This window comes from Arthrobacter sp. Y3223166, from assembly GCF_059090935.1.
The window spans coordinates 131,942-155,938 of the sequence record NZ_JBNHGE010000001.1; the positions used below are offsets into that span (position 1 = coordinate 131,942).

26 protein-coding genes are annotated in these 23,997 nt (G+C 68.0%); 9 read left to right on the forward strand and 17 right to left on the reverse strand.

The genetic code is table 11. The features are described 5' to 3' along the window. Positions 1-89 precede the first annotated feature (89 nt). Positions 90-536 (reverse strand): iron chaperone, encoded by a 447-nt coding sequence (locus AC5RUH_RS00650; RefSeq protein WP_494127618.1) that lies wholly within the window; start codon positions 534-536, stop codon positions 90-92. Between the two features lie 176 nt (positions 537-712). Here AC5RUH_RS00650 and AC5RUH_RS00655 point away from each other — a divergent pair, with 176 nt between their 5' ends. Then, positions 713-1,162 carry a hypothetical protein gene (locus tag AC5RUH_RS00655; protein ID WP_494013641.1) on the forward strand — a complete coding sequence of 150 codons (450 nt, stop codon included), beginning with the start codon at positions 713-715 and terminating at the stop codon, positions 1,160-1,162. 17 nt (positions 1,163-1,179) lie between these two features. Here AC5RUH_RS00655 and AC5RUH_RS00660 read toward each other — a convergent pair whose 3' ends face one another. The 3 genes from AC5RUH_RS00660 to gluQRS all read right to left on the reverse strand — a co-directional run bounded on the left by AC5RUH_RS00660 (position 1,180) and on the right by gluQRS (position 4,553). Beyond that, positions 1,180-2,451: an MFS transporter gene (locus tag AC5RUH_RS00660; protein WP_494127619.1), complete on the reverse strand. Its 1,272-nt coding sequence runs from the start codon at positions 2,449-2,451 to the stop codon at positions 1,180-1,182. Positions 2,452-2,707: 256 nt separating this feature from the next. After that, positions 2,708-3,514, reverse strand: coding sequence for an SGNH/GDSL hydrolase family protein (locus tag AC5RUH_RS00665; protein ID WP_494000965.1), 807 nt, complete (start codon positions 3,512-3,514; stop codon positions 2,708-2,710). Between the two features lie 121 nt (positions 3,515-3,635). Then, positions 3,636-4,553: a tRNA glutamyl-Q(34) synthetase GluQRS gene (gluQRS, locus tag AC5RUH_RS00670; protein WP_494127620.1), complete on the reverse strand. Its 918-nt coding sequence runs from the start codon at positions 4,551-4,553 to the stop codon at positions 3,636-3,638. A 64-nt stretch (positions 4,554-4,617) separates the two neighbouring features. Between gluQRS and AC5RUH_RS00675 the strand changes: the two genes are divergently transcribed. Continuing rightward, positions 4,618-5,481, forward strand: coding sequence for an SDR family oxidoreductase (locus tag AC5RUH_RS00675; RefSeq protein WP_494127621.1), 864 nt, complete (start codon positions 4,618-4,620; stop codon positions 5,479-5,481). Between the two features lie 136 nt (positions 5,482-5,617). Here AC5RUH_RS00675 and AC5RUH_RS00680 read toward each other — a convergent pair whose 3' ends face one another. Both AC5RUH_RS00680 and AC5RUH_RS00685 read right to left on the reverse strand, forming a co-directional pair. Continuing rightward, entirely contained in the window at positions 5,618-6,463 is an 846-nt protein-coding gene (locus tag AC5RUH_RS00680; RefSeq protein ID WP_494000968.1) for an HpcH/HpaI aldolase/citrate lyase family protein, read from the reverse strand. Positions 6,464-6,551: 88 nt separating this feature from the next. Continuing rightward, positions 6,552-7,040: a DedA family protein gene (locus AC5RUH_RS00685; protein WP_494127622.1), complete on the reverse strand. Its 489-nt coding sequence runs from the start codon at positions 7,038-7,040 to the stop codon at positions 6,552-6,554. Positions 7,041-7,374: 334 nt separating this feature from the next. On the opposite strand from AC5RUH_RS00685, the gene AC5RUH_RS00690 reads away from it, so the two are divergent. The 3 genes from AC5RUH_RS00690 to AC5RUH_RS00700 all read left to right on the forward strand — a co-directional run bounded on the left by AC5RUH_RS00690 (position 7,375) and on the right by AC5RUH_RS00700 (position 9,765). Next, a complete protein-coding gene (locus AC5RUH_RS00690; RefSeq protein ID WP_494024139.1) occupies positions 7,375-7,779 on the forward strand; it encodes a helix-turn-helix domain-containing protein in 405 nt (134 codons plus the stop codon). A 169-nt stretch (positions 7,780-7,948) separates the two neighbouring features. Further along, positions 7,949-8,782 (forward strand): aldo/keto reductase, encoded by an 834-nt coding sequence (locus tag AC5RUH_RS00695; protein ID WP_494127623.1) that lies wholly within the window; start codon positions 7,949-7,951, stop codon positions 8,780-8,782. 197 nt (positions 8,783-8,979) lie between these two features. Then, positions 8,980-9,765: an acetoin reductase gene (locus tag AC5RUH_RS00700; protein WP_494074599.1), complete on the forward strand. Its 786-nt coding sequence runs from the start codon at positions 8,980-8,982 to the stop codon at positions 9,763-9,765. A 163-nt stretch (positions 9,766-9,928) separates the two neighbouring features. On the opposite strand, the gene AC5RUH_RS00705 is transcribed toward AC5RUH_RS00700, so the two are convergent. From AC5RUH_RS00705 to AC5RUH_RS00715, 3 genes are all read right to left on the reverse strand, one after another. Next, a complete protein-coding gene (locus AC5RUH_RS00705; protein ID WP_494000973.1) occupies positions 9,929-10,120 on the reverse strand; it encodes a hypothetical protein in 192 nt (63 codons plus the stop codon). Then, positions 10,117-11,088 (reverse strand): lantibiotic dehydratase C-terminal domain-containing protein, encoded by a 972-nt coding sequence (locus AC5RUH_RS00710; RefSeq protein ID WP_494000974.1) that lies wholly within the window; start codon positions 11,086-11,088, stop codon positions 10,117-10,119. Before AC5RUH_RS00710 ends, AC5RUH_RS00705 begins: the two co-directional genes overlap by 4 nt. A 98-nt stretch (positions 11,089-11,186) precedes the next feature. Further along, positions 11,187-11,333 (reverse strand): hypothetical protein, encoded by a 147-nt coding sequence (locus tag AC5RUH_RS00715; protein ID WP_493979969.1) that lies wholly within the window; start codon positions 11,331-11,333, stop codon positions 11,187-11,189. A 406-nt stretch (positions 11,334-11,739) separates the two neighbouring features. Between AC5RUH_RS00715 and AC5RUH_RS00720 the strand changes: the two genes are divergently transcribed. Beyond that, positions 11,740-12,714: a helix-turn-helix transcriptional regulator gene (locus AC5RUH_RS00720; protein WP_494000975.1), complete on the forward strand. Its 975-nt coding sequence runs from the start codon at positions 11,740-11,742 to the stop codon at positions 12,712-12,714. Positions 12,715-12,780: 66 nt separating this feature from the next. Then, positions 12,781-14,073: an aminotransferase-like domain-containing protein gene (locus AC5RUH_RS00725; protein WP_494000976.1), complete on the forward strand. Its 1,293-nt coding sequence runs from the start codon at positions 12,781-12,783 to the stop codon at positions 14,071-14,073. Here AC5RUH_RS00725 and AC5RUH_RS00730 read toward each other — a convergent pair. The 6 genes from AC5RUH_RS00730 to AC5RUH_RS00755 all read right to left on the reverse strand — a co-directional run bounded on the left by AC5RUH_RS00730 (position 14,051) and on the right by AC5RUH_RS00755 (position 20,037). After that, a complete protein-coding gene (locus tag AC5RUH_RS00730) occupies positions 14,051-14,275 on the reverse strand; it encodes a hypothetical protein (RefSeq protein ID WP_494000977.1) in 225 nt (74 codons plus the stop codon). The two genes, AC5RUH_RS00725 and AC5RUH_RS00730, sit on opposite strands and share 23 nt — an antisense overlap. Positions 14,276-14,392: 117 nt before the next feature. Then, positions 14,393-14,857 (reverse strand): ribonuclease E activity regulator RraA, encoded by a 465-nt coding sequence (gene rraA / locus AC5RUH_RS00735; protein ID WP_494127624.1) that lies wholly within the window; start codon positions 14,855-14,857, stop codon positions 14,393-14,395. Positions 14,858-15,033: 176 nt separating this feature from the next. After that, the gene (locus tag AC5RUH_RS00740) at positions 15,034-16,560 is read right to left on the reverse strand and encodes a dihydrolipoamide acetyltransferase family protein (protein ID WP_494127625.1); all 1,527 of its coding nucleotides are present in this window, start codon (positions 16,558-16,560) and stop codon (positions 15,034-15,036) included. Between the two features lie 13 nt (positions 16,561-16,573). After that, positions 16,574-17,548 carry an alpha-ketoacid dehydrogenase subunit beta gene (locus AC5RUH_RS00745; protein ID WP_494000980.1) on the reverse strand — a complete coding sequence of 325 codons (975 nt, stop codon included), beginning with the start codon at positions 17,546-17,548 and terminating at the stop codon, positions 16,574-16,576. Further along, positions 17,548-18,732 carry a pyruvate dehydrogenase (acetyl-transferring) E1 component subunit alpha gene (pdhA, locus tag AC5RUH_RS00750; RefSeq protein ID WP_494025108.1) on the reverse strand — a complete coding sequence of 395 codons (1,185 nt, stop codon included), beginning with the start codon at positions 18,730-18,732 and terminating at the stop codon, positions 17,548-17,550. Before pdhA ends, AC5RUH_RS00745 begins: the two co-directional genes overlap by 1 nt. 150 nt (positions 18,733-18,882) lie before the next feature. After that, the gene (locus tag AC5RUH_RS00755; protein WP_494025107.1) at positions 18,883-20,037 is read right to left on the reverse strand and encodes a histidinol-phosphate transaminase; all 1,155 of its coding nucleotides are present in this window, start codon (positions 20,035-20,037) and stop codon (positions 18,883-18,885) included. Between the two features lie 72 nt (positions 20,038-20,109). On the opposite strand from AC5RUH_RS00755, the gene AC5RUH_RS00760 reads away from it, so the two are divergent. Beyond that, positions 20,110-20,511 carry a phage holin family protein gene (locus tag AC5RUH_RS00760; protein ID WP_494000983.1) on the forward strand — a complete coding sequence of 134 codons (402 nt, stop codon included), beginning with the start codon at positions 20,110-20,112 and terminating at the stop codon, positions 20,509-20,511. Between the two features lie 14 nt (positions 20,512-20,525). Here AC5RUH_RS00760 and AC5RUH_RS00765 read toward each other — a convergent pair whose 3' ends face one another. After that, complete coding sequence (locus tag AC5RUH_RS00765; protein ID WP_494127626.1) at positions 20,526-21,998, reverse strand: hypothetical protein; 1,473 nt, start codon at positions 21,996-21,998, stop codon at positions 20,526-20,528. A gap of 37 nt (positions 21,999-22,035) precedes the next feature. After that, entirely contained in the window at positions 22,036-22,350 is a 315-nt protein-coding gene (locus AC5RUH_RS00770) for a hypothetical protein (protein WP_494127627.1), read from the reverse strand. Positions 22,351-22,507: 157 nt separating this feature from the next. Here AC5RUH_RS00770 and purB point away from each other — a divergent pair, with 157 nt between their 5' ends. Next, positions 22,508-23,920, forward strand: a complete 1,413-nt coding sequence (gene purB, locus AC5RUH_RS00775) for an adenylosuccinate lyase (RefSeq protein WP_494127628.1) — start codon at positions 22,508-22,510, stop codon at positions 23,918-23,920. The last annotated feature ends 77 nt before the right edge of the window (positions 23,921-23,997 follow it).

Consider the following 23,997-nt stretch of genomic DNA (forward strand, 5'->3'; position numbering starts at 1 on the left):
GGCCTAGGTGCGGGCGGGGCTTTGGCTGCAGGGCGAAGCCACGGACGCAGCGCCGGCATCGTGGGCTTCCGCCGGTCCTGAGAGGGCCCTCAGGCGGTCGCGGCCTTGACGAGCGCCTCGACCTTTTCCTCCACTGCCGGGGTCCACTCCACTAGCGCGAACGAGACCGGCCACATCGGTCCGTCGTCGAGCGAGGCCGCATCGTTGAATCCGAAGGTCGCGTAGCGGGCCTGGAACTTGGCCGCACCCTGGAAGAAGCAGACGACCTTGCCGTCCGTGTTGGCGTACGCAGGCATCCCGTACCAGGTCTTGGGCAGAAGCTCCGGCGCGTTCGCGGTGACGAGCGCGTGAATGCGTTCCGCGAGGCCGCGATCGGCGTCGGGCATCTCGGCGATAGCGTTGAGCACGGCGCGCTCGTTGTCGGCCTTCTTCTGACCGCTGCGCCCCTGTGCCTTCAGCTCCTGGGCCCGCTCCTTCATGGCGGCGCGCTCGGCCTCCGAAAAGCCGCCCGCATCGGACTTCTGGTTGGCGCTCATCTCGATCTCCCTTGTACGAATCACGACCGACAGTAGCAGCCACGCAGGGCCCCGGCTTCTCGAATCCTGCTCGGTCCGTGAAAAAACGTAGCCCTCGGCGGGCAATCTGATATACGGTGCAGCGATACCTCGCGGCTACAGGGGCGGGGCTGGTTAACGGAAGGCGCGGGGACATCATGGACGACGCACAGAACCGTCAGGACCTGACCCGGCAAATCGACCAGCGCCGTGATGAGATCAGGGCTTTTCTTCGCCGCGCCCGTCCCAAACGCAACCGCCTGACCAACGTCAGCGTCGTCGGGAGCTCGGTCGTCGCCGCGTTGACGGCGGGCCCGGGCTTCGGCCAGAACAATTTCAACACGGCGGTGGCGGGCGCTTTCTCGCTATCCAGCACCTCGATCGTCTGGCAGGTCATCTGCATCCTGGCGTCGATCCTCTCCCTTACCGCCGCGATTGCGTCCGGCCTCGCCAATTCCCGCAACAGCGCGGAGCAGATCTCGACGGCCGAGTCCGCCAGCGCGCAACTCGACGGGCTGCTGACCGCCCTGAAGTACGGACAGCTGCCGGTCGGCGACGCAGCGCGGCTCTATCAGGAGTACAGCTCGAAGGCAGCCTTCATCGACTAGCCGCTGAGCGCTCGCGGCTACCGCACGCCTTTGATTTTGACCACGAAGACCGCGCCGAGCAGCCCGATCACGGCGGAGAGCACGAACAGCGCCGTGTAGCCGCCGAGGTAGAGCACGGTGGGCGCGGCGATCAACGGGGCGATCACCTGCGGCGACGAGGCGGCGATGTTGATGACGCCCATATCCTTGCCTCGGTCGGCGGCGCTCGGCAGCACCTCCGTGAGCAGGGCGAAGTCGACGGCCAGGAACATGCCGAAGCCCGCGCCGAGGACCATGGCCGCGCCGACCACGGCCGGCCACGCGGGCGTGATGGCCACGATGACCGATGCAGTTGCGATGGTGACCGAGGACGCGATGACGAACGGCTTGCGGCGCCCCACCCGGTCGCTCAGAGGTCCGCCCACGACCGCCATCACCACCACCATGGCCGCATAGACTCCGGTCAGCAGCAGCACGCCGGCGGCCGGGTCCGGATGCCCCACGGCGTCCTGGAGGAAGAAGAACAGGTAGAGGGTGAAGATGTTGTTGCCCAGATTGACCAGGAAGCGGGTCAGCCACGCCCAGCCGAAGTCGGGGTGCTTGGCGGGGGAGATCCAGAAGCCCTTCAGGAAGCCGGGCCAGGCGAAGGGCGGGCGGTCGGCCTTGCGCAACGGGGTGTCCCGGCCCGCGATCACGAATGGGATGATGCTGGCCAGCAGGAACACGGCGCAGTAGATGTAGCCGAGGACGAAGCCGCCGGCCAGATTGGCCAGCACCGCGCCCATCACGATGCCCAGCGTCTGCCCGACGGCGGCCAGCCCGCCGATCTGGCCGCGCTGCCGCCGCGGCACGCGGTCCGGGATGCTGGCAGTAACGGCCGCGTAGGCGCCATTGCACCCGGCCTGCACCAGGCACCAGCCGATCACCATCACCGCGATGTTGGGGGCGCCGGACAGCAGCAACAGCGCGGCGAAGCCCAGGACGCCGCCGGCCAGCGCCCACGGCACGCGTCGTCCGAACCGGGACGTAGTGCGGTCGCTCAGCGCCCCGAAGATCGGATTGGCGACCAGCGACACGGCGGCGCCGAAGCCGGTGGCCATCGCCAGGACGGCTTCCTTGTTCACGGCATCGAACGCCTGCGACTGCTGGGCCAGCAGCACCTGCAGCGGGCCGAAGAACGCCGCATTGATGCCGAGGTTGGTCAGCACGACGGCGGTGACCCAGCCGGGCCGGACCTTGGTGGTGGGCTCCCGGAACGCCGCGGGAAGGTCGAGCGCCGGCACGGGATCGCGCGGTTCCTGGACGGACATGGCCACAACCCTCCTCACCGACGGCGCGGCCTGGCCGCGGTCCCTGTTGTTGCAACAGCGTACAGCCGCCGCCGCGCAGGCCGGTAAGATCATGCCGCCGCGGCCAGCGCTATCGCCCAACGGCAGGCCGACAGCGCTGACCGGCGGGCCTTAAAAGGACTTGGGGGGCGTGAGCCCAACCTGCGCCCCGCAGCGGCCGGGCGATAACTGCGGGGAGGTCAGCCGGCGGCCAGCCGGGCCAGGACCTGCCGGGACGTCAGCCTGCGGAAGCAGCGGCACGCTGTCTGGCCAGCTTTTTCAGCCCGTGCGAGACCTGGACCGGCTCCGGCCAGCGCGGCGCCAGATTGTCCCCCAGCGTGACGCCCCTGAGCTTGCGGCCGAACATCGGGACCACCCATTCCTGCAGCCAGTCGCGCTCGCGCCGGAGTGCCGCGCGCCAGCCCGCCCGCACCGGAGCCTCCGGCCGCTTCAGCCTGAGTGTGTGCTCCACGCCGAGGGCCTCCAAGACCCTGGCCGCCATGTACTTGTGCCCCAGCGCGGACATATGCAGCCGGTCCGTGTCCCACATCCTCCGGTCCTGATAGAGGTCGAACGCCCAGTGGTCCACCAGCACCGCCCCGTAACGCCGGGACAGGTCCCGGACGGCCTCGTTGAACACCCAGTTGCGCCGCCGCATCGGCTCTAGGACGGGCGGGAGCATGACCTCAAAGCCGGTGAAAAGGATCAACCGCGCACCCGTTTCGGCCAGCCGGCGGACGGCGGATTCGTACTCCGCCAGGAGTTCCGGCATGCTCCGCTTAAGCTCCAAAATGTCGTTGCCGCCGGCATAAAAGGAGACCAGGGTTGGCTGCATCTCGATGGCCGGTTCCAGCTGGTCCGCGATGATCTGGTGGAGCCGCTTGCTGCGTACCGCCAGGTTTGCGTAGCGGAAGTCCGGGTCCTGCTTGCCCAGCTGCTTGGCCACCCGGTCGGCCCAGCCGCGCACGCCATTGGGAAAATTGGCGTTGTAGTCCCCCACGCCCTCGGTAAAGCTGTCGCCCAGCGCCACGAATAGTCCGCCCATCTGCCGAAGACTAGCGGCGCCGGGCGACGCACCGGCAAACACTCGGTGAAGTCCGCCGCTGTGCCGGCCAGGTTGTCCGCGGTTATGAGTCCCGGGCGAGCGGGCAGTTTCCCGCCTGCCGTCAGCTGGGGTCGGGAACCAGCTCCGGCGGCTCGAAGATCCACGGCTCAACCGGCAGGGCATCGGGCCGGAACTCGGACAGCAGCTTGGGCAGCGGGACGTCCGGCAAGCCCAGCGAGGCCAGCAACAGGCCGCGCACCGCGGCCGCGTCCAGCCCGGCCAGCTCGAGTGCGCCCAAGGTCACCGCGCCGTCGCGCTTGGCCAGGCGCCGCCGTCGTTCGTTGAGGACCAACGGCACATGTACGTATTCGACCGGCGGCAGCCCCAGCAGCGAGGCGAGGTATGCCTGCCGCGGGGCGGAGGCCAGGAGGTCGTCGCCGCGCACCACTTGGTCCACGCCCTGGGCGGCGTCGTCCACCACCACCGCCAGGTTGTAGGCGGGGACGCCGTCGTTTCGCCGCAGCACGAAGTCGTCAACGACGCCGGTGTAGTCGCCGTGCAGCCGGTCGGGCACCGTATAGCTGGCGGTGGAAGCTCGCAGCCGCAGCGCCGCGGGGCGGAGTTGGCGGCGTTCCTCGCGTTCGGCGTCGGTGAGGTTGCGGCAGGTTCCCGGATACGCCCCCTCCGGAGCATGCGGCGCGCTGGGAGCCTCGGCGATCTCGCGCCGCGTGCAGAAGCATTCGTAGAGCAGGCCGGCCTCCGCCAGCTGTCCGAGCGCGTGGCGGTAGACCGCGGCGCGGTCGGTCTGGCGCACGACCTCGCCGTCCCAGTCCAGGCCGATGGCCGCCAGATCCGCCAGTTGCCGGGCCTCGAACCCGGCCCGCGCACGGTCCAGGTCCTCCACCCGTATGAGGAAGCGGCGGCCGGTGCCGCGGGCGAAGAGCCAGGCGAGCAGCGCGGTGCGCAGGTTGCCGACGTGCAGCTCACCCGAGGGGCTGGGCGCGAACCGACCGGCGGGACTCTGGGCTGCTGCTGGCACGTCCCCACGGTAGCAGGCCGCTCCCCGCCCGCCGGGGTGTTGCCGCGCCTATTAGGCTGGTGCCATGAGCACACCCGACTCCCGCATGGAAACCCCGATTGCCGTCACCGGTGCCACCGGCGAGCTGGGCGGCATGGTCGCCAGGATGCTGGCGGAGCAGAACCTTTCACAGCGGCTGATTGTCCGCGACGCGTCGCGTGCACCGCAGCTGCCCGGGACGACGACGGCGACTGCCGGCTATGGCGACAAGGCCGCCGTCGTCGCCGCGCTGCAAGGCATCGAGACAGTGTTCATGGTGTCCGCCGCCGAAGCCGAGGACCGGCTGCAGCAGCATTTCACTTTCATCGACGCCGCCATCGACGCCGGCGTGCAGCACATTGTCTACACCTCGTTCATCGGTGCGACCGAGGACGCAACGTTCACGCTGGCCAGGGACCACTACGCCACCGAGGAGAAACTGCGCGGAACCGGCCTGAAGCACACGCTGCTGCGCAACAACTTCTATGCAGACGTCCTGCCGTCATTCGCCGACGAATCCGGCGTGATCCGCGGGCCGGCGGGCGACGGAAAGGCGGGCTTCGTGGCCCGCGAGGACGTAGCCCGGGCGGCCGCGACCATCCTGGCCGAACCCATGCCCCATGCAGGCTTCACCTATGAGCTGACCGGCCCGGAGTCGGTGACCCTGGCCGAGGCGGCGGCGGCCATCGCGGAGGCAACGGGCCGTCCGACGTCGTTCCTCAACGAAACGGTGGAGGAGGCCTACGCGAGCCGGGCGCACTACGGCGCCCCGGACTGGCAGCTGGATGCCTGGGTCAGCACCTACACGGCAATTGCCGCCGGGGAACTGGACCTGGTGACCCACGACGTGGACCTGCTCACCGGGCGGCCGGCGCTGAGCCTGCGGGAGCTGTTCGGCGTCCGCGACTGAACTGCGAGGAGCTGTTTTGCACGACTGAACCGGCGTCCGCGACTGAACCAACACCCGGGCCGGCGCCGACGGTGCCGCCCGGAAGCCCGCGCCCGGAACCCTGCGCGCCCCTGAACGTGGAGCGTGAACGTGGAGCTTAGGCGTTCCAGAGTCCGTAGGAGTCCGCGAGCGATGAAATCTTTTCGGCGCGGGCGAGCCGCGGCAGGTAGGAACCGTCGCCCACCACCGCGCCGGCGGCGTGCGCGTCGAGGAGTTCGTGCGCCCACTTGATCTCCGACTCGCTGGGTGAGAGTCCCTTGTTGATGGTGTCGGCGGCGTCGGTGAGCAGGCAGAGCTTGCCCGTCATGCCCATGGACGCCGTCACCTTGCACGCTTCCAGCAGTTCCTCGCCGAGCGCGCCGACGGTCGGGCCATCGATGGGGCCCGGCAGTTGGCCCACGCGGGAGGCCACCACCAGCCGGGAACGGGCATACGCCAGGGCCATCGGAGAATCGCTGGCCCCGGTGTCGCGGCGGAAGTCGCCCACGCCGAAGGCGAGGCGGAAGGTGCCCGGCGCGCGGGCGATGTCGGTGGCGTTCTCAATGCCGACGGCGGATTCGATCAGGGCGAGCACCGGGGTGCCGGCCTGCAGCCGCATGGCCGTGTGCGTGACCTGCTCGGGCCTTTCCGTCATCGCCAGCATGACGCCGCGCAGGCCCGGCGCCTTGGATAGGGCGGCCAGATCGTCCGCCCAGTAGTCGGTTTCCATGCCGTTCACGCGGACCCAGGCGGTCATGCCGGTGGACAGGGCCTCCACCACCCGTTCCCGCGCCGCGGCCTTGCCCTCCGCCGGCACGGCATCTTCCATGTCGAAGATGACGGAGTCTGCTTCAGAGGCGAGTGCCGGCCCGAAATTCGCTTCGTCCGCCGCCGAAGCCAAAAGCCAGGAGCGAGACAATTTTGCGGGAAGGGCGGCAGCACGGCGGTTTCTTAAAGCGGACATACCCCTAGCCTAATGTTTCCGCCACCGGGGCCACCAATGCGGGGGCGATTGCCGATGAGGCAGGCGCCACGTGCGTCCGCGCCGGAGGTTAACTGCCGTCAGAGAGAGCCGGGCGGCGTCCGCGCCGCCGGCGGGCCAGAACGATGACGGCGACCACCGCCGCCGCCAGCAGCACTACGACGGCGATGCCCAGCGGGGACCCGGCGGCCGCGGCCAGCCAGGCGTTGAGGGCGGCCAGGCCCACGGTGGCGTACAGCACCGCCCACAGCACCGAGCCGACCACGACGGCCGGCAAATACCTGCGCAGCGGCATCCGGCCAAGGCCGGCCGTCGCGTTGACCGCGGTCTGAACGCCCACCGTCAGGAAGCAGAGCGCGACGGCGAGGGCTCCCCAGCGCGCGATGAAAGCCTCCGCGCGGCGCATGGCCGGCGAATCCAACTGCCGGACCAGACGGGTGTGCCGCCCGCCGGCGGCCACTCCCCTGCCGGCCCAGTACGTGGCGTTGGCGCGCAGCATCACGATCACGAACAGCGCGCTGACCGCGTATCCGAAGGGGAGGCTGGCGATGTGCTCCATGTCAGGCCGCAGGCACCGGCCGGTGCGCGGCGTGCGCAGCGCCCTTCAATTCGGCGTAGAACGGTCTGCCCACGATGGTCTCCTCGGGAGTCGTCGGATGTTTACTTCCGCGGACGGCGCACGCTGTCCGTCGCGAACAGCAGTTTACGCTCACCTGACGCCGGGCAGTCGGGGAATGTCCATGGCCGCGGGCGGGTCGTCGGGGGGAAGGTCAACGCCCGCCGCCGGGCCGCCGGGGGAATGCCAACGGCTGCCGCCGGACACCTCCACGCCAACAACGACGGCGCCGCACGCCTTCCCCGGTGTGGACCGGGAAGTGTCTTACGCTGTCCCCATGGCCCAGCTGACTCCCCGCACCACCGATGCCCTCCCGGCCGCCCAGGCGCAGCGGCTGCAGCGGGCGCTCGACGAGAGCGCCGACGTGACCGTCTTCGTGAACGGCACCACGGTGAAGCTGCCCGCCCAAGCCGCGGACGCCGTCGTCGATATGCTCCGCCGCTTTGCCCACGGCGATGCGGTGATGGTCAGCTCCGCCGTCGAACTGCTGAACACCTCGCAGGCGGCGGAGGTGGCCGGCGTGTCGCTGACCTACATGCGCCGCCTGACCGACGCCGGGACCATTCCGGTCCAGTACCGCGGGACGCACCGGCGGATCCTGCTCTCCGACGTGTTGGCCTGGCTGGAGACCCGGACCGCCGCACGCGACGCAGGTTCTGCCGACGCCGCCTCCGCGGGTTAGCGGACTCTTCCCGCCTGGCCCGGGGAATAAGCGCCCTGCGGCATCCGCTTCTCCGTCTGCCGCCGGCTGCGGCCGGCACCCGGGGTGCACAGCCGGCACGATCACCCCTAGGCTGGGTGCCACGGGCCCGGGACCGGGTCCTGAAGGACAACCAGAGGAGACTGTGACCGTGGCCGACCTGCTTGCTCCGCTCGTGACCCTCCGCAACGGGGCCAAGATGCCGCTGCTGGGACTGGGAACCTGGCCCCTGGACAATGCGGAAGCCGCCCGGACGGTCGAAACTGCGCTCGACCTGGGCTACCGGCTGTTCGACACCGCGGAAAATTACCGGAACGAGGAAGGCGTCGGCGAGGGGTTCCGCCGCAGCGGGCTTGACCGCTCGGAAGTTTTCATCACCACCAAGTTCAATAAGCAGTGGCACAGCGTCGACGGCGCGCGGCAGGCCTGCGAGGCCAGCGCCCGCCGGCTGGGCGTCGACTACGTGGACCTGCTGCTGATCCACTGGCCAAACCCCGGGCAGGACCGCTACGTAGAGGCCTTCGAGGGGCTCACCCGTTTGCTGGAGGACGGGAGCGTGCGAGCCATCGGCACGTCCAATTTCAAACCAGCGCACCTGCATCGGCTGTTCGACGCCGGGCTGGTACCCGAGGTCAACCAGATTCAACTGGATCCCCGGCACACCCGCGGGGATCTGGTGGAGCTACACCGCCAGCGCGGCATCGTCACGGAGTCCTGGAGCCCGCTCGGGAAAGGCGGGGACCTGCTGCGGGAGCCGGCGGTTCAGTCGCTGGCCGGCAAGTACGGCAAGAGCCCGGCCCAGATCGTGCTCCGCTGGCACACCCAGCTGGGGCATGTGCCCATCCCCAAGTCCGCGCACCCGGACCGGCTGGCCGAGAACTTCGCCATCTTCGACTTCATGCTGGAGGCCGGCGAGCTGGCCCGGATCTCCGCCTTGGACCGGGGCACCGCGGACATCACCGACGCGGACATTTTCGGCCACTAGGCGGCCGCTGGACGGCTGCCGTGGCGCTGCTTCGGCTTGGCCTGCCCCGGCACGCATTAATATGCAAAGGAATGAATCCTGACGGGTCTGTGTTGCGCGTAGTGACACCGGTTGTAATTCGACGGTGTCCACCGCAGCCGGTCGTCGCGCTGGGATAAGCGCAACGGCGGGCTGGAAGCAGTACAAAGGAGACATTAATGACTGTGCAGGACAAGGTCGCTCTCGTAACCGGCGCCGGCCAAGGCATCGGGCGGGCCATCGCTCTTCGTTTGGCTGAAGACGGCTTCAACGTCGCCATCGCCGATATCGAGCCGCAGCGCGCCAAGGGCGAGGCTGTCGCGGCGGAGATCGAAGGCCTCGGGCGCAAGTCCGTTTTCGTGGCAGCCGACGTCGCCAAGAGGGACGACGTCGTCGCGGCTGTCGACACGGCAGCCGACCAGCTCGGCGGATTCGACGTCATCGTCAACAACGCAGGCATTGCCCAGGTCAAGCCAGTTCTTGAAATCAGCGAGCAGGAACTCGACCAGATTTTCAACGTGAACGTCAACAGCGTGGTCTGGGGCATCCAGGCTGCGGCCGCCAAGTTTGAAGAGCTCGGCCACGGAGGCAAGATCATTTCGGCTGCCTCCATCGCGGCCATCCAGGGCTTCCCGATCCTCAGCGCCTACTCCGCCTCCAAGTTCGCCGTGCGCGGCTTTACGCAGGCGGCGGCACAGGAGCTGGCACCCAAGGGGATCACGGTCAACGCCTACGCGCCCGGCATTGTCGGAACCGGCATGTGGGAGCTCATCGACAAGGAACTCAGCAAGATCAACGGAAAGCCGATCGGCCAGAACCTCAAGGAGAACGTGGAGGGCATCGCCCTCGGCCGGATCGAGACGCCCGAAGACGTGGCAAAGATCGTGTCCTTCTTCGCCGGCCCCGACTCCGACTACGTCACCGGCCAGGTGCTGCTGGTAGACGGCGGCATGCTCTACAACTGATCAGGGCATGCGGGCGTGCCGTCCGCATCACGGCGTGATGGGTGGAAACAGCCCCTGAACCGCGAAGAAAGGATCAGGCCGGAGCGTTGGGGGTCGCTCCGGCCTGATCCTGTTGGGGGAGGAAATGATGTGGGCACCGACGCAGATGCCGGCGGACGTTCTCCTATTGCCACGCCTGGTCTGCCCACGCGGCGTCGCGCGAGTAGTTGCTGCCGGTGAGGTTCCAGAGGTCATCATCCTGGGCGTGCGCACCCAGCACCCCGACCTGATCCAGTGATGATGCTGTTCCTTCGTTTTTGACATCCGGATCCTTGATGGATTCGGGTCCAATCGACGAGAAACCGAACGGGCTCATTTTGTCCTCTTCTCCAACAACGAGGATTCGACTTCCGGCGACCAGGCCCTGGCGTAGACGCCGAGTGCCGCCTCTTCCCACGTGGTGAACCCCAACCGGTTCATCAGCAGGTGGGCTTGGGAAAACGTCAATTGCTGCGCGCTGCGGCTAACGCGCGCCCGGTCCGCCCGGTACAGGTACGAGTCAAGGGTCCTGATCCAGCGGCGGCGCCAGTTCTGAACGCTGCTTTCGTCCGCTGTCGCTGCCATCAGGCGGTGCATCGGTGCGGTGCGGGCAACCAGTCCTGCGGTGAGGCTGTGCCGCGCCTTCGGAGCCGAACGGCCCAGCTCGGCAGTGGATACCCGAAGATGGTTGTCCCAGCAGTAGTCCCAGGACAGCCTGCCGCGGTCCGGCCACTGTTGCGCCTTCGGCCCATACATCATGGCCCACGCCGCGTCGCAGAGGAGCAGGGAGGCGAGCGCCGAACGTCCTTGGGCCTTGCTGAAACGCTGCGTGGCCCACATGGCCAGTTCGGAGGAAAGTTCGAATACCTCCTCCGCGAGCTCCAGCCCATCGGGTCCCCCAAAACGGTCCAGGTCCGCTTCGGGTACGGGGACGGCGGCATCGGCCGGCGAGAGCTGAATGGAATCCCCGCTGCCGAAAGGCAATACGAAGCTTTCCTGGGTCGTGATGCCTGGAAGGATGTCGAGGACCCGGTCCCGGGCCGCCAACTCGAACCTTTGGAGGCTGTCGAGGATTGGGCGGCGGCCCAGGAACCGGACCTTCAGGTGAGGCCCCATCTGGTCGGCACTGTGGTTGAAGTACCAGCGGCCCACGCCTTCGCGGCGAGCGTGGGCGACCAGCGGTGTAACCAGTTCTCCTATGACTGCGTCGACTACGTCCTGCCTACCCGTGTAAATAGACAGAACCCACCAGTACGATTTAACGTTCACCGAACTTGTTGGGCGGATGGCTGTCAGCTGGCTCATGCGCTACTCCTGGTTCGATGTTCTGGTGGTTGGGGAGGGATAGCCGGCGTCATCCTGGTTACGGAATCAGCACAATGCCGATGAGATGGGGCGGCTTTTTACCAGTCCCAGATATAGGCGGAAGCGGTGGCGTTTTCAGAATGGGGAACCGGTCCTAGATCGGCGGCTACTGCCGGAGTGGCCGCAGAGACCGCCCCCAAAGCAACCAGCAGACCTGCCGCGATGCTTGCGATCTTCTTGAACATGTCATTCCCTTCACATGGCTTAGGTTCGTACAGTGACAAATCCAGCCGGGTTGCTCGCCCCCGACAAGTTCAAGAGTTCCGTGCTTCTGCTCCGCCTGTCCAGCCAAACTCGTTGCAACATCCGGACATGCCATGATCGTGCCTCACGGCTTGTGCTGTCACGTTCCGGACAGGCGGTCGAAACCGCCTGCCGCCCCGGAAATCCGGGGGAAGGAGCGCCTCCCAAGGATCGTCACTCAAAGGCCGCGAGGTGATGGCATAATGTGGCCATGGCAGGAAGTGGCCGGTCATGATGGACGCAAGATGGGCCGAAGAAGTGCTTTAGACTGGCCAAAGAGCGGCCGCACCGCACAGGAAACAGCAGGCCCTGCGTGATACGTAAATGGATCAACCGGAGGAGCGCCCTATGCTGAGCGGGACGGCATTCGAGGTCTATGAATACGCCGTGGCCCACCCCGGCTGGACCAAAGAAAGCATGTCCACGGCACTCGGCTACACCATCCGCGACCTAAACATCGCCATCGGCGAACTGGTCAGCAGGCAATTGCTGCAGCAGCCGGCACCGAATGTCGAATGCTATGTCGCCATCTCCCCCGACGTCGCCCTGTCGCAACTGGTAGATTCCGACGAGCGGCTGTTAATCGACCTGCGCACCAAGATCAGCGGGCACCGTGCGGACATGGCGGCCCTCGTGCCCACGTACCTTGCAGCCCGCAAACGGGTGTCGCTGGACTCCTCCGTGGAGGTCCTCGAAGACCCGGGGGTAATCCGCAAGCTGCTGGTGGACTACGGCCGGGACGTTTCCGAGCAGGTGCTGATCAGCCAGCCGGGCTCCGGGGCCTCCGCCGATGTTCACGAAGAGGGCATTCAAAAGGACATCGAACTGCTCAATCGCGGGGTCGTGCGCAAGAACATCAGCCACGCCAGCACCCTGGACCACGTGCCCACACGCAAGGCGGTCGCCGCGATCTCGCCGGCCGGCGGCGAGTACCGAACCCTGCCCTACGTTCCGCTCAAGATCATGATCTTCGACCGCAACCTGGCCCTGATCGGGCGCCAACTGCATCCGGAAGACCGCGGCGCGCTGGTGGTGCGCGACTTCAACCTGATCCAGGTCTTCATCAACCTGTTCCACGTGGCCTGGGAGCTGGCCGATCCCTACGTCTTGGACGGGCAGGAAAACGGCGCCTCGGATCTCAACGGCATCCAGCACTCCATCCTGAACGCCATGGCCGCCGGGTACTCGGACGAGGTGATCGCCCGGAGGCTGGACATCAGCGTCCGCACCTGCCGGCGCCACATTGCCTGGATGCTGGAGCAGCTCGGCGCGGAAAGCCGATTCCAGGCCGCGCTCAAGGCCCGGGACGCGGGCTGGCTCTAGCCCCGGGCAGCACTAATAGAAAACTTCTGTTTCCTATTCCGTAACGCCCCGGGCTATCCTGTGTGAGTGACTTCACAGGATGCAGACCTTTCCGAAACCCTGCCCACCGAAACGGAAGTGGCGCTGGAACGCGCCACTGCGGCGCACCGGCACCAGCACCTGTTCTCCCAGCGCGCCGCCAACATCAAACAATCAGCCGTGCGCGACGTCTTCGACATCTCGATGCGCCCCGGGTTAGTTTCCTTGGCCGGCGGCAACCCCTACCTGCAGTCTCTGCCGTTGGAGAAGATCGCCGGCATGGCGCAGCGGCTGATCTCCGAGCATGGGATGACCGCCCTGCAATACGGCGGCGGCCAGGGTACCCAGGACCTGCGGCGGAAGATCTGCGAGGTCATGGCGCGCGAAGGCATTACGGGCGTGGATCCGGAGAACGTCGTCGTCACGGCGGGTTCCCAGTCCGCCCAGGACGTGGCCGCCAAAGTCTTCTGCAACCCCGGCGACGTGGTGCTGTGCGAGGATCCCACCTACGTGGGCGCGCTGAACACCTTCGAGGCCTACGAGGTCCAGGTGGAGCCGGTGTTGATGGACGAACACGGTCTCGTCCCCTCGGAACTCCAGCGCCGCATCGAAGAGCTGCAGGGCGAGGGCCGCAGCATCAAATTCCTCTACACCATCCCCAGCTTCAACAATCCCTCCGGCATCACGCTGGCCGCCGAGCGCCGGCAGCAGATCGTGGACATCTGCCGCGAGGCCGGCGTCCTGGTGCTTGAGGACAACCCCTACGGCCTGCTGCGCTTCGACGGCGAGCCCTTGCGGCCGCTGCGCGCGGACAATCCCGACGACGTGGTCTACCTGGGCTCCTTCTCCAAGATTCTGGCACCGGGCCTGCGGATCGGCTGGGCGCTGCTGCCCGACCACCTGCAGCGGAGCTTCTACCTGGCCAACGAGGCCGTCACCCTGTGCCCGCCGACCCTGAACCAGATGCTGATTTCCGCTTACCTGGACGAACACGACTGGGTGGGGCAGATCGATACCTACCGCCGGTTGTACGCCACCCGATGCGCCGCCATGTTGTCGGCGCTGGACGAATTCATGCCCGACGGGGCCACCTGGACCGAACCCGACGGCGGCTTCTTCGTCTGGATCACCCTTCCGGAGGGCGTCGACACCTACCCGCTGCTCTACGACGCGATCGAGGCCGGCGTGGTCTTCATCCCGGGGGCGGCGTTCAGCCCCTCCGAGGAGCCGTCACGCCAGCTGCGGCTGGCTTTCAGCGCCGTGCCCGAAGAGGCCATTCGCGAGGGCGTGCGGCGGCTTGCGCCCGTCCTCGCAAAGGCTATGGCCGGCGCCGGTTCTTGAAATAGCGGTAGTACGCGTAGCGGCCGGCAAAATACAGGCCGATCACGATGAGGATCCGCAGGATGGGGTGCAGTCCCGGCATCAGCCAGATCATGACGTAGCTGAGCAGGAAGACGGCCGCCATGGCCCACAGGGTGCCCTTCCAGTCGATCCTGGGCACGCCGGAGTCGTTGCGCTGACCCGAGGGCCTGTTGTTACTCATGCTCCCAGTCTTTCACAGCCGGAACGCCACCCTTGGTGGTCCGTCAGGGCATGAGGTCGTTGATCACTGCAGAGCGGATCCCGGTCGGCGTCCTCCGAGCAGACACCACGGCCGCGGTCAGGCGCCTACCAGGATGCCGTCCAGGTCGGCGTGGACCGTAGCGCCCGGCCGGAACAGCACGCCACCGATCTCGACGGGAACGTCTGCTTCCCCGCTGGCGTCCTTGGCACTCTTCCGCGGGTTGCTTCCGAGCGCCTTGACGCCGAGCGGCAGCTGCGCGAGGGCCGCCCGGTCCCGGATCGCCCCGTTAATGATTACCCCGGACCAGCCGTTGGCCACGGCGGCCGCGGCGATCATGTCCCCCATCAGGGCCGTCTCCAGCGAACCGCCGCCGTCGACCACCAACACGGCGCCGTGGCCCGGGGAGTTGAGGACGGATTTCACCAGCCCGTTGTCCTGGTAACACCTGATGGTGCGGACCGGCCCGCTGAACGACGCCCGGCCGCCGAAGTTGCCGAACTGGAGCGACAGCGACGCCAGTTCGTCGCCGAACTGGTCGTACAGGTCCGCCGTCGGGCTCACTGTAGGTTCTGCCCCATGGGTCGCCGCGTTGCCCGCTGTCTTAATCACCTGATGGTGCTCCTCCTCGCCACACCGCGATCATAACCAACCGCGGCCCGGCGGGCATCCGCGCGCGGGACAGAGTCCCTCCGGCATGCGGCGGCGGCGCCGTTAACCCAGCATGCCGCGGCGCACCGTCAATCCAGCAGCAGCGCCGGTTCTTCCATGATCGCGGCGACGTCTGCCATGAACCTGGCGGAAAGGTCGCCGTCCACCACGCGGTGGTCGAACGACCCGCCCAGCGTGGTGATCCAGCGGGGAATGACTTCGCCGGAGACGACCCACGGTTTCTGCCGGATGGTGCCGAACGCGACGATGGCGACTTCGCCCGGGTTGATGATCGGGGTGCCGATGTCGATTCCCAGCGCGCCGATGTTGGTGATGGAGAGGGTGCCGTTCTGCATGTCGGCGGGCTTGGTCTTGCCGGCACGGGCCGTGGTCGCCAGGTCGTTGAGGGCTACCGCGAGCTCCTTGAGCGAGAGGTCCTGGGCGTCCTTGATGTTCGGAACCAGCAGGCCGCGGGGGGTGGCGGCGGCGATGCCGAGGTTCATGAAGTGCTTGACGTGGATCTCGTCGCCGGACTCCGTCTCCACCCAGCTGGCGTTGACGTTCGGGTTGCGCGCGGCGGCCCAGATGACGGCCTTGGCCAGGATGAGCAGCGGCGAGACCCTGACGCCTTCGAAGTCGCGGGACTTCTTCAGCCGTTGGACGAACTCCATGGTCCGCGAGGCATCCACATCCACGAAGATGCTCACGTGGGGGGCGCTGAAGGCCGACTCGACCATGGCCTTGGCGGTCGCCTTGCGCACGCCCCTGACCGGGACCCGCTCGATCCGGTTGTCCAGTCCCTTGCGCGGGGCCCAGAACGTCGGCGCAGCCGCCTGCTCGGCCTCGCGCTGGGCCTGGTAGCTGAGCAGATCCTGCTTGGTGACCTCGCCCCCCTTGCCGGTGGGGGTGATGTCCGCCAGGTTGATGCCCAGGTCCTTGGCGGCCTTGCGCACCGGCGGCTTGGCGAGCACCCGGGTCAGCAGCCGGGTGACGGCTGCCTGGACGGCTTCGCCTCGGGCATGCCCGGCACCGGCGGCGGGAGCGGCCCCGGGAACCGCGGAGTCGTCGTCGGCGGGAACCGGGGGCACGTGCTGGGCCTGGCCGTGCGGCTCGGGCAGGTGGATCTCCGCGGCGGGTGCGTCCCCGCCGCCCGAGCGAGCCGCGGAAGGGCGCGCCGCCGTCGTCGTTATGGGAGGGGACGCGGACGCACTGCCGCGGCGCGGGCGCCGCCGTACCGGATCAGCCTTTGGGCCGGAGCCGACCAACGGCCCGCCCTCGGCGGTGGCCTCGGGCACGGGCTGATCCGGAACGGGGGCCGCGGGGCGCGCCGGAGCGGCAGGCTGCTCCGGGACGGCCGACTGCCGGGCGGCGCCTTCGGCGGCGACGGCGAAGATCGGGGTGCCGACCTCCACGGTCTGACCCTCCGGCACGAGCAGCTCCGACACCACGCCCGCGTAGGGGCTGGGCAGCTCGACCAGTGACTTGGCCGTCTCGATCTCCACGATGACGTCGTTGACCGCCACGGTGTCCCCCGGCTTGACCTTCCAGGACACGATTTCGGCTTCGACCAGTCCCTCGCCGACATCCGGGAGGTTGAAAATCTGCGTGTTCGACATGGAAACTCCGATATCAGTAGGCGAGCGAACGGTCGAGGGCCTCGAGCAGGCGGTCGATGTCCGGCAGGTACTGTTCCTCCACCTTCGCCACCGGGTAAGGCATATGGAAGCCGCCGACGCGGAGCACCGGCGCCTCCAGGCTCAGGAAGGCGCGTTCGCCGACGCGCGCGGCGATTTCCCCGCCGATGCCGCCGAAGGTCGGGGCTTCGTGGGTAACGATCAGGCGCCCGGTCTTCTCCGCCGACGCGGTGATGGTGTCGAAGTCGATCGGGGAGATGGAGCGCAGGTCGATGACCTCCACGCTGTTGCCGTCCTCTTCCGCCGCCTTCGCCGCGGCCAGGGCGACCGGTACCAGCGGGCCGTAGGCGACGATCGTCGCGTCAGTGCCTTCGCGGACCACCTGCGCGCTGAAGGCGTCGCGGCCGGCCGATTCGGTGTCCACCTCGCCCTTGAGCCAGTAGCGGCGCTTGGGTTCGAAGATGATGACCGGGTCCTGGCTCGCCACTGCCTGCTGGGTCATCCAGTAGGCATCGTGCGCGTTCGAGGGGGTGATGATGCGCAGGCCGGGAGTGTGCGCGAAGAGCGCCTCCGGGGACTCCGAGTGGTGCTCGATGGATCCGATGCCGCCGCCGTAGGGGATGCGGACGACGACGGGGGCCGACAGGAGTCCGGAGCTGCGGGTCCGGATCTTGGCCAACTGGGTGGTGATCTGGTTGAACGCCGGGAAGACGAAGCCGTCGAACTGGATCTCGCAGATCGGCCGGTAGCCGCGGAAGCACAGCCCGATGGCGGTGCCGAGGATGCCGGACTCGGCCAGCGGGGTGTCGACCACGCGGTCGGCGCCGAACTCGGCCAGGAGTCCTTCGGTGACCCGGTAGACCCCGCCGAGCTTGCCGATGTCCTCGCCCATGACCAGCGTCTTCGGATCATTGGCCAGGGCCTCGCGCAGCCCGCTGGTGATGGCCTTCGCGATCGTCATGGTGGTCATCAGCGGGCCTCCCCGGCGGCGTTGTCTTCGGTGGCGTAATCGGCGAAACCGGCCTGGTACTGCCGGTGCCATTCCAGTTCCTCGCGGACCAGCGGGTGCGGATCGGCATAGACATTGGCGAAGTGGTCCTCGAAGTCCGGGGCCTCCATGGCCAGGACGTCGGCGCGGGTGGTTGCGGCGAGCTTGTCGCCTTCGGCGGAGACCTCGTCGAAAAATTCGTCGCCGGCAGTGTTGGTGCTGCGCAGGTACCGTTCCAGCCGGAGCAACGGGTCGCGTTCCCGCCAGCCCTCTTCCTCGGCGGCCTCACGGTATTTGGTCGGGTCGTCGGCGGTGGTGTGGGCGCTCATCCGGTACGTGAACGCCTCGATCAGCACGGGCCCGTTGCCCGAGCGGGCGTGTTCAGCGGCCCAACGGGTGACCGCGTGGACGGCCACGACGTCGTTGCCGTCCACCCGAACGCCCGGGAAGCCGTAGCCGGTGGCACGGTTGGAGAGCGGAACGCGGGACTGAACTTCCGTCGGCACGGAGATGGCCCAATGGTTGTTCTGGCAGAAGAACACCACCGGCGACTGGTTGGAGGCGGCGAACACCATCGATTCGTGGACGTCGCCTTCCGAGCTGGCCCCGTCGCCAAAGTACGCAACGGCCACGCCGTCGTCGCCGTCGCGCTGGATGCCCATGGCGTAGCCGACCGCATGCAGGGACTGGGCGGCCAGCACCAGCGTGTAGAGATGGAAGTTCGTCTCCCGCGGGTCCCAGCCGCCCTGGCTGACGCCTCGGAAGAGCTTGAGCACGCGGGACAGGTCCAGGCCGCGGGTGAGGGCGACGCCGTGCTCCCGGTAGGTCGGAAACACATAGTCCTGCGGTTGCAGCGCGCGGCCGGAGCCGATCTGTGCCGCTTCCTGCCCGAGCAGGGGTGGCCAGAGCAGCAGCTGGCCCTGCCGCTGCAGGGCGGTGGCTTCCTGGTCGAACCGGCGGACCAGCGCCATATCGCGGTACATGCCGCGCAGCGCCTCGCCGTCGAGGTGGGCTGCGTAGGGGCTGTACTTCGCATCGTCCCGGACGGTTCCGTCGGGGGCCATCAGCTGCACCAGCGCGGGCGCGTCCGAGGGGTCGCTGGATACCAGCGACTGTTCCAGTTCTTCGATGTCGAATTCCGAGGCGGGCAGGTGCTCAGCGCCCATACGAACTCCTCGCCGATCCGCTGCCCTACGGCAGAGATCTTCGCTCTTCATATATGCCGGGCCGGGAATACATTCCTGACCCGGCATATATCTGTCGTTTATCTCGTCCTAGCCTAATGGCAGGTGCCGTGCGGACCGGTCACATTACCGTCAGGAAACGCCCGGACCGTTTGTATAGTTCTCACAGAGCGCCAGGAAGCGGCTGTTGGCTTCGACTTCACCGATGCTGACCCGCACGCCCTCGCCCGCGAAGGCCCGCACGGACAGCGCCTGCCGGCCCGCCAGCTCCGCGAACTCCTGCGCCCGATCGCCCAGCGGCAGCCAGACGAAGTTGCCCTGCGTCTCCGGGATCTTCCAGCCGAGCATGTTCAGCCCGGCGACCACGCGGTCCCGTTCGTCGACGAGGCTTTGTACCCTTTCTACAACTTCGTCGTAGTGGCGCAGCGAGGTGATGGCCGCATGCTCGGCCAGGCTCGATACGGCGAACGGGGTGGCCGCCACGCGCAGGTGCCGGGTGATCTCCGGCTGCGAGATGGAATAGCCCACCCGGAGGCCGGCCAGACCGTGGGCCTTGGAGAAGGTCCGGAGCACCACCACATTGGGGTACTTCTGGTACATGGCCACGCCGTCCACCACCTCCGGATCGCGGACGAACTCCGTGTAGGCCTCGTCGATGACCACGATGATGTCGTCCCGCACGCTGCGGACAAAGCCTTCCACTTCCGCCGCCGTCAGCGCCGGTCCGGTCGGGTTGTTCGGCGTGCACAGCAGGATGACCTTGGTCCGGTCGGTCACGGCATCCAGCATGGCGTCCAGGTCATGCGAGCCGTCGGACCGGTTCGGGACCTGCACACTGCGGGCACCGGAGAGGCCGACCATGATCGGGTAGGCCTCGAAGGACCGCCACGCGTAAATCACCTCGTCTTCGGTGCCGTCCTCGTGCTGTCCGGCAAACGTCTGCAGGATCTGCACCAGGGCGCCTAAGCTTCCGGCGCCGGTGACCACGTCGTCGGCGGGGACATTCAGGAACCGGCCGAGTTCGGTCCGCAGCGCGGTGCACAACGGATCGGGGTAGCGCATGATGCCCGTCGTCTGCGCGTTCACGGCTTCCAGCACGGCGGGCAACGGAGGCAGCGGGTTTTCGTTGGAGGACAATTTGTAGGACTGCAGTCCTTGGATCGCAGCCGGCGGTTTGCCGGCAGCATATTTGGGCAGCCTGTCGAGCACGGGCCGGGGGTGGATTTGGCCCGACGCACCTGCTGCCGGAACCGCAGCTTCCTTGATGGGGTTCTCAGGAGGAGTCATGCCTTAAAGGATACGTGCGCCGTTGACCGGGTTTTCCGCGCCGCTGCAGCCTGGATGTGGCAGCATACACGCATGGGAAAGTTCATTGTGCGGGTCCTCGTCAACGCGCTGGCGCTGTGGGTGGCGAGCTGGATCCTGCCCGGCCTGGCCATCGAGGCCTCCGCAGCGGCCGACGTCGCCGGCAACGAGTCCCTGGGCACGGTGCTGGCCTACCTTTTCGTCGGTCTGATCTTCGGCCTGGTCAACGCCATTGTTCGGCCCATCATTTCCTTCCTCTCGCTGCCCGTCACCATCCTGACGCTGGGCCTGTTCACCATCGTCATCAACGCGCTGATGCTGGTGCTGACGGCCTGGCTGTCCAGCTTCACGCCGGTCGAGTTCGTCGTCGATTCCTTCTTCTGGACGGCGATCCTCGGCTCGCTGATCATCAGCCTGGTCTCGCTGGTAGTGGGCACCCTGACCCGCACCCGCTGATCCCGGGGCGGCACTCACCCGCGCCCGCCCCGGCCTGCCGGCGGCGGTCCCTTCCGGCGGCCCGGGATGGCGGGGCGGGAAGGCCTTGACCCGTCGGGCTGCGACCGGCGCAGGGTGAACAGATGCTGCCTGGCGGTGGCGCCGGCGAGCGCAGCGCCGAGGAATGCTGTCGCCTCGCGCACCGACGGATCCGGGCTCGCGTCGATGTTGCGGGCTGCCCGCACGTAGTTCCCGAGGTCATGCCCGGGTCCCAGCCCGGCGCCCTCACCTGCAGGGGTGGCCGCGGGATCGGTCAGGGTCACGGTGACCCGTTCGCGCCGGTCCGGATTCGGCCTGGCGTCGGTGCCCGGCACCCAGTCTTGGGCGTGCTCCAGGTGAACGCTCCGGACGCCAGGGCCGGGGTTGATGCCGGCCACCGGCGAGCCGGCCGTCAGGACGAAGCCCACGTTGTGGTTGGCCAGGAAGGCGGGATCGGCGGCAAGGTTCATGGCGTGGATGCCGCCCTGGCTGTATCCGACCAGCATCACCAAATCCTCTGCGTCGGCCCCGGCTTCCCCGAGGGCCTGCGACACGGCGGCCGAGACGAACGCGCTCCTGCCGGTGACCGCTTCGGCGATGCCGGTCTCATCGAACGGGTTGGCGGTTGCCTCGGCCGAGCCCGCGGCTTGGGTGCCCGGCATCGCGACGACCCACAGCTTTTGGCCGCCGAGGGCGGATACTTCGAGCACCTCCACGGTGCCGTCCCCGGCGCGGTCCGCGCTGGCCGTCCGGTGGAGCAGCCCGGCCAGGGACGCCGGCGCGGGACCAATCTCTTCGGCCGCCGGAGCCGCGCGTGCAACCTCGATGGCGCCGGCCTGGAGCAGCCCCGCCTGCCGTGCCGCGGCGACCAGCAGCGGGGCCAGGTGTTCGGTGGTTGGGTTGTTCCACGGACCGCCCTGCCGGCCGTTCCGCAGCAGCATCCCCGCTGCAGGGCCGCCCAGGGCTCCTGCCAGCGCTGCAGGGAACTGGCCGAGCAGCCGGTCGCCGCCCGCCCGGGTCGGCAGCCCCTCGTTGACGGCCATGCCGAGCGGAACCGTCGCCCACCAGGTGGCCGAGTCGACCGCCTGCAGCGCGGCGGAGACGGCCTGCTCGGTTGCCAAATAGGTCCCGTGAGCCAACCGCACTTTTCCGGCTAATGCCCCAGCGCTGTCCGCAAGGGCCGCCAACGATCCCGCTGCAGCCTGGACTGCCTTTTCGGCCACCCACCGCTCCGGCAGCAGCGTCCAGCGCGGATCGGCCAGCAGCAGTTGCACCGACAGGAGCTCGCGCCACAGGTCGCCGATGGTGGCGGCGGCCGACTCCAGCCGGACGGCTGCCGAAGCCAGCTCCTCCCACTCAAACGTGACCCCGCCAATACCGCCGGCAACCCGATAGCCGGCGTACCGGCGGGAACAGGTGCCTCCTTCCCGCCACCGGGCTCCGCCGGGCAGCCAGTCGTCGTCAGCCACCGTGCATCTCCGGCACAGGCCGTCCGGATCCCGGATGTCACGGCCGGGGGCCGTACATGGCGGCCGCCGCCGTTTGGGCCGCGTCGGCAGCCGCCTCTGCCGCACTCACCGCGGCTGCCGCGAGCCTGAGCAGTTCAGCCGCCTCCGCCATACCGGTGCGGTACTCGTACAGTCGCGCCCTGAAGGCCTTGCCGGCCGGCGAGACCCAGGCCGCGGCCGCGCCGGCCAGATCCGCCCGCACGGACAGCAGTTCCTGCTCACAGGAAAGCAGCCGGCCGGGGGCCGGCCCCCATCCCGGGTCCGCCGAACCGCCCGGCCCGGCCTCCGCCGTCGCCGTTTGCCAAAACATCACCCTGGCCTCCTTTGCGCCTCGACTTCCTCCGAGGCTAGGGCCGCGTCGTCCGCGGGGCCTGACGCAGACCGGCTATGTGCATGAGGGAGAACGCGGCGCCGCTGTGCAGGCGAAGTCACCCGGAAAGCGGCGACATGGGACATGAAAGAATAGGGCCATGGCTGAAACTTCCCGTGTTCCCTTGGCAGAAGTCACCCCCGCTATCGCACTCGGTCCGTTGGACGGGCGGTACCACCAGGCGGTTGCGCCGCTGGTTGACTACCTCTCCGAAGCCGCGCTGAACCGCGATCGCGTGCATGTGGAGGTGGAGTGGCTGATCCACCTGGCCAACCAGGCCATACTGCCCGGGGCGGGACCGCTGACCGGGGAGCAGCAGTCGGCGCTGCGCAAAATCGTCACCGACTTCGACGGAAATGCCGTGCGCGAACTGGCGGAGATCGAAGCCGTCACCGTCCACGACGTGAAGGCCGTGGAGTACTTCATCGGCCGCCGACTCGGACAGCTGGGCATCGAGAACCTCACCGCCATGGTGCACTTCGGCTGCACCTCGGAGGACATCAACAACCTCTCCTACGCGGTGGGAGTGAAGGGGGCCGTGGAACAGGTCTGGCTGCCGGCCGCCCGCGCCCTGGTCGAGCAGTTCGCGGCCATGGCCCGCGAGCACCGCGACGTGCCGATGCTCTCGCGGACCCACGGACAGCCCGCCACCCCCACCACGCTCGGCAAGGAGCTGGCGGTCATCGCCCACCGCCTCACCCGCCAGCTGGACCGGATTGCCCGCACCGAGTACCTGGGCAAGATCAATGGAGCCACCGGCACGTATGCGGCGCACTACGCTTCTGTTCCCTCGGCGGACTGGCAGGCCGTCTCGAAGAGCTTCGTCGAGGGCCTGGGCCTGGCCTGGAACCCGCTGACCACCCAGATCGAGTCGCACGACTGGCAGGCCGAGCTCTACTCCGACATCGCCCGCTTCAACCGGATCCTGCACAACGCCTGCACGGACATCTGGAGCTACATCTCCATCGGCTATTTCGCCCAGATCCCCGTCGAAGGAGCCACCGGCTCGTCCACGATGCCGCACAAGGTCAACCCGATCCGCTTCGAAAACGCCGAGGCGAACCTGGAGATCTCCAACGGCCTGCTGGACACGCTGGCGGCCACCCTGGTCACCTCCCGATGGCAGCGCGACCTCACCGACTCGTCCTCGCAGCGGAACATCGGTGTCGCCTTCGGGCACTCGCTGCTGGCCATCTCCAACGTTGCCAAGGGCCTGGACCGGCTCAGCGTTCCCGCCGAGGTGCTGGCGGCGGACCTAGACCAAAACTGGGAGGTGCTCGGCGAGGCCATCCAAATGGTCATGCGCGCCGAGGCCATCGCCGGGGTCGAAGGCATGGAGAACCCGTACGAGCGGTTAAAGGAGCTCACCCGCGGCCACCGCGTTGACGCCGAGCGCATGAAGGAGTTCGTCTCCGGCCTGGGCCTCTCCCCCGACGCCGAGAACCGCCTGCTCGCGCTCACCCCGGCCAACTACAACGGCATCGCCGGCAAGCTGGTGGACCACCTGCGCTGACCCTCCCTGGTTCTGCCGACGACGGCGGCGGTCGCCTTCCGCAGGGGAGGCCACCGCCGCCGTCGTCGTCTGCAGGA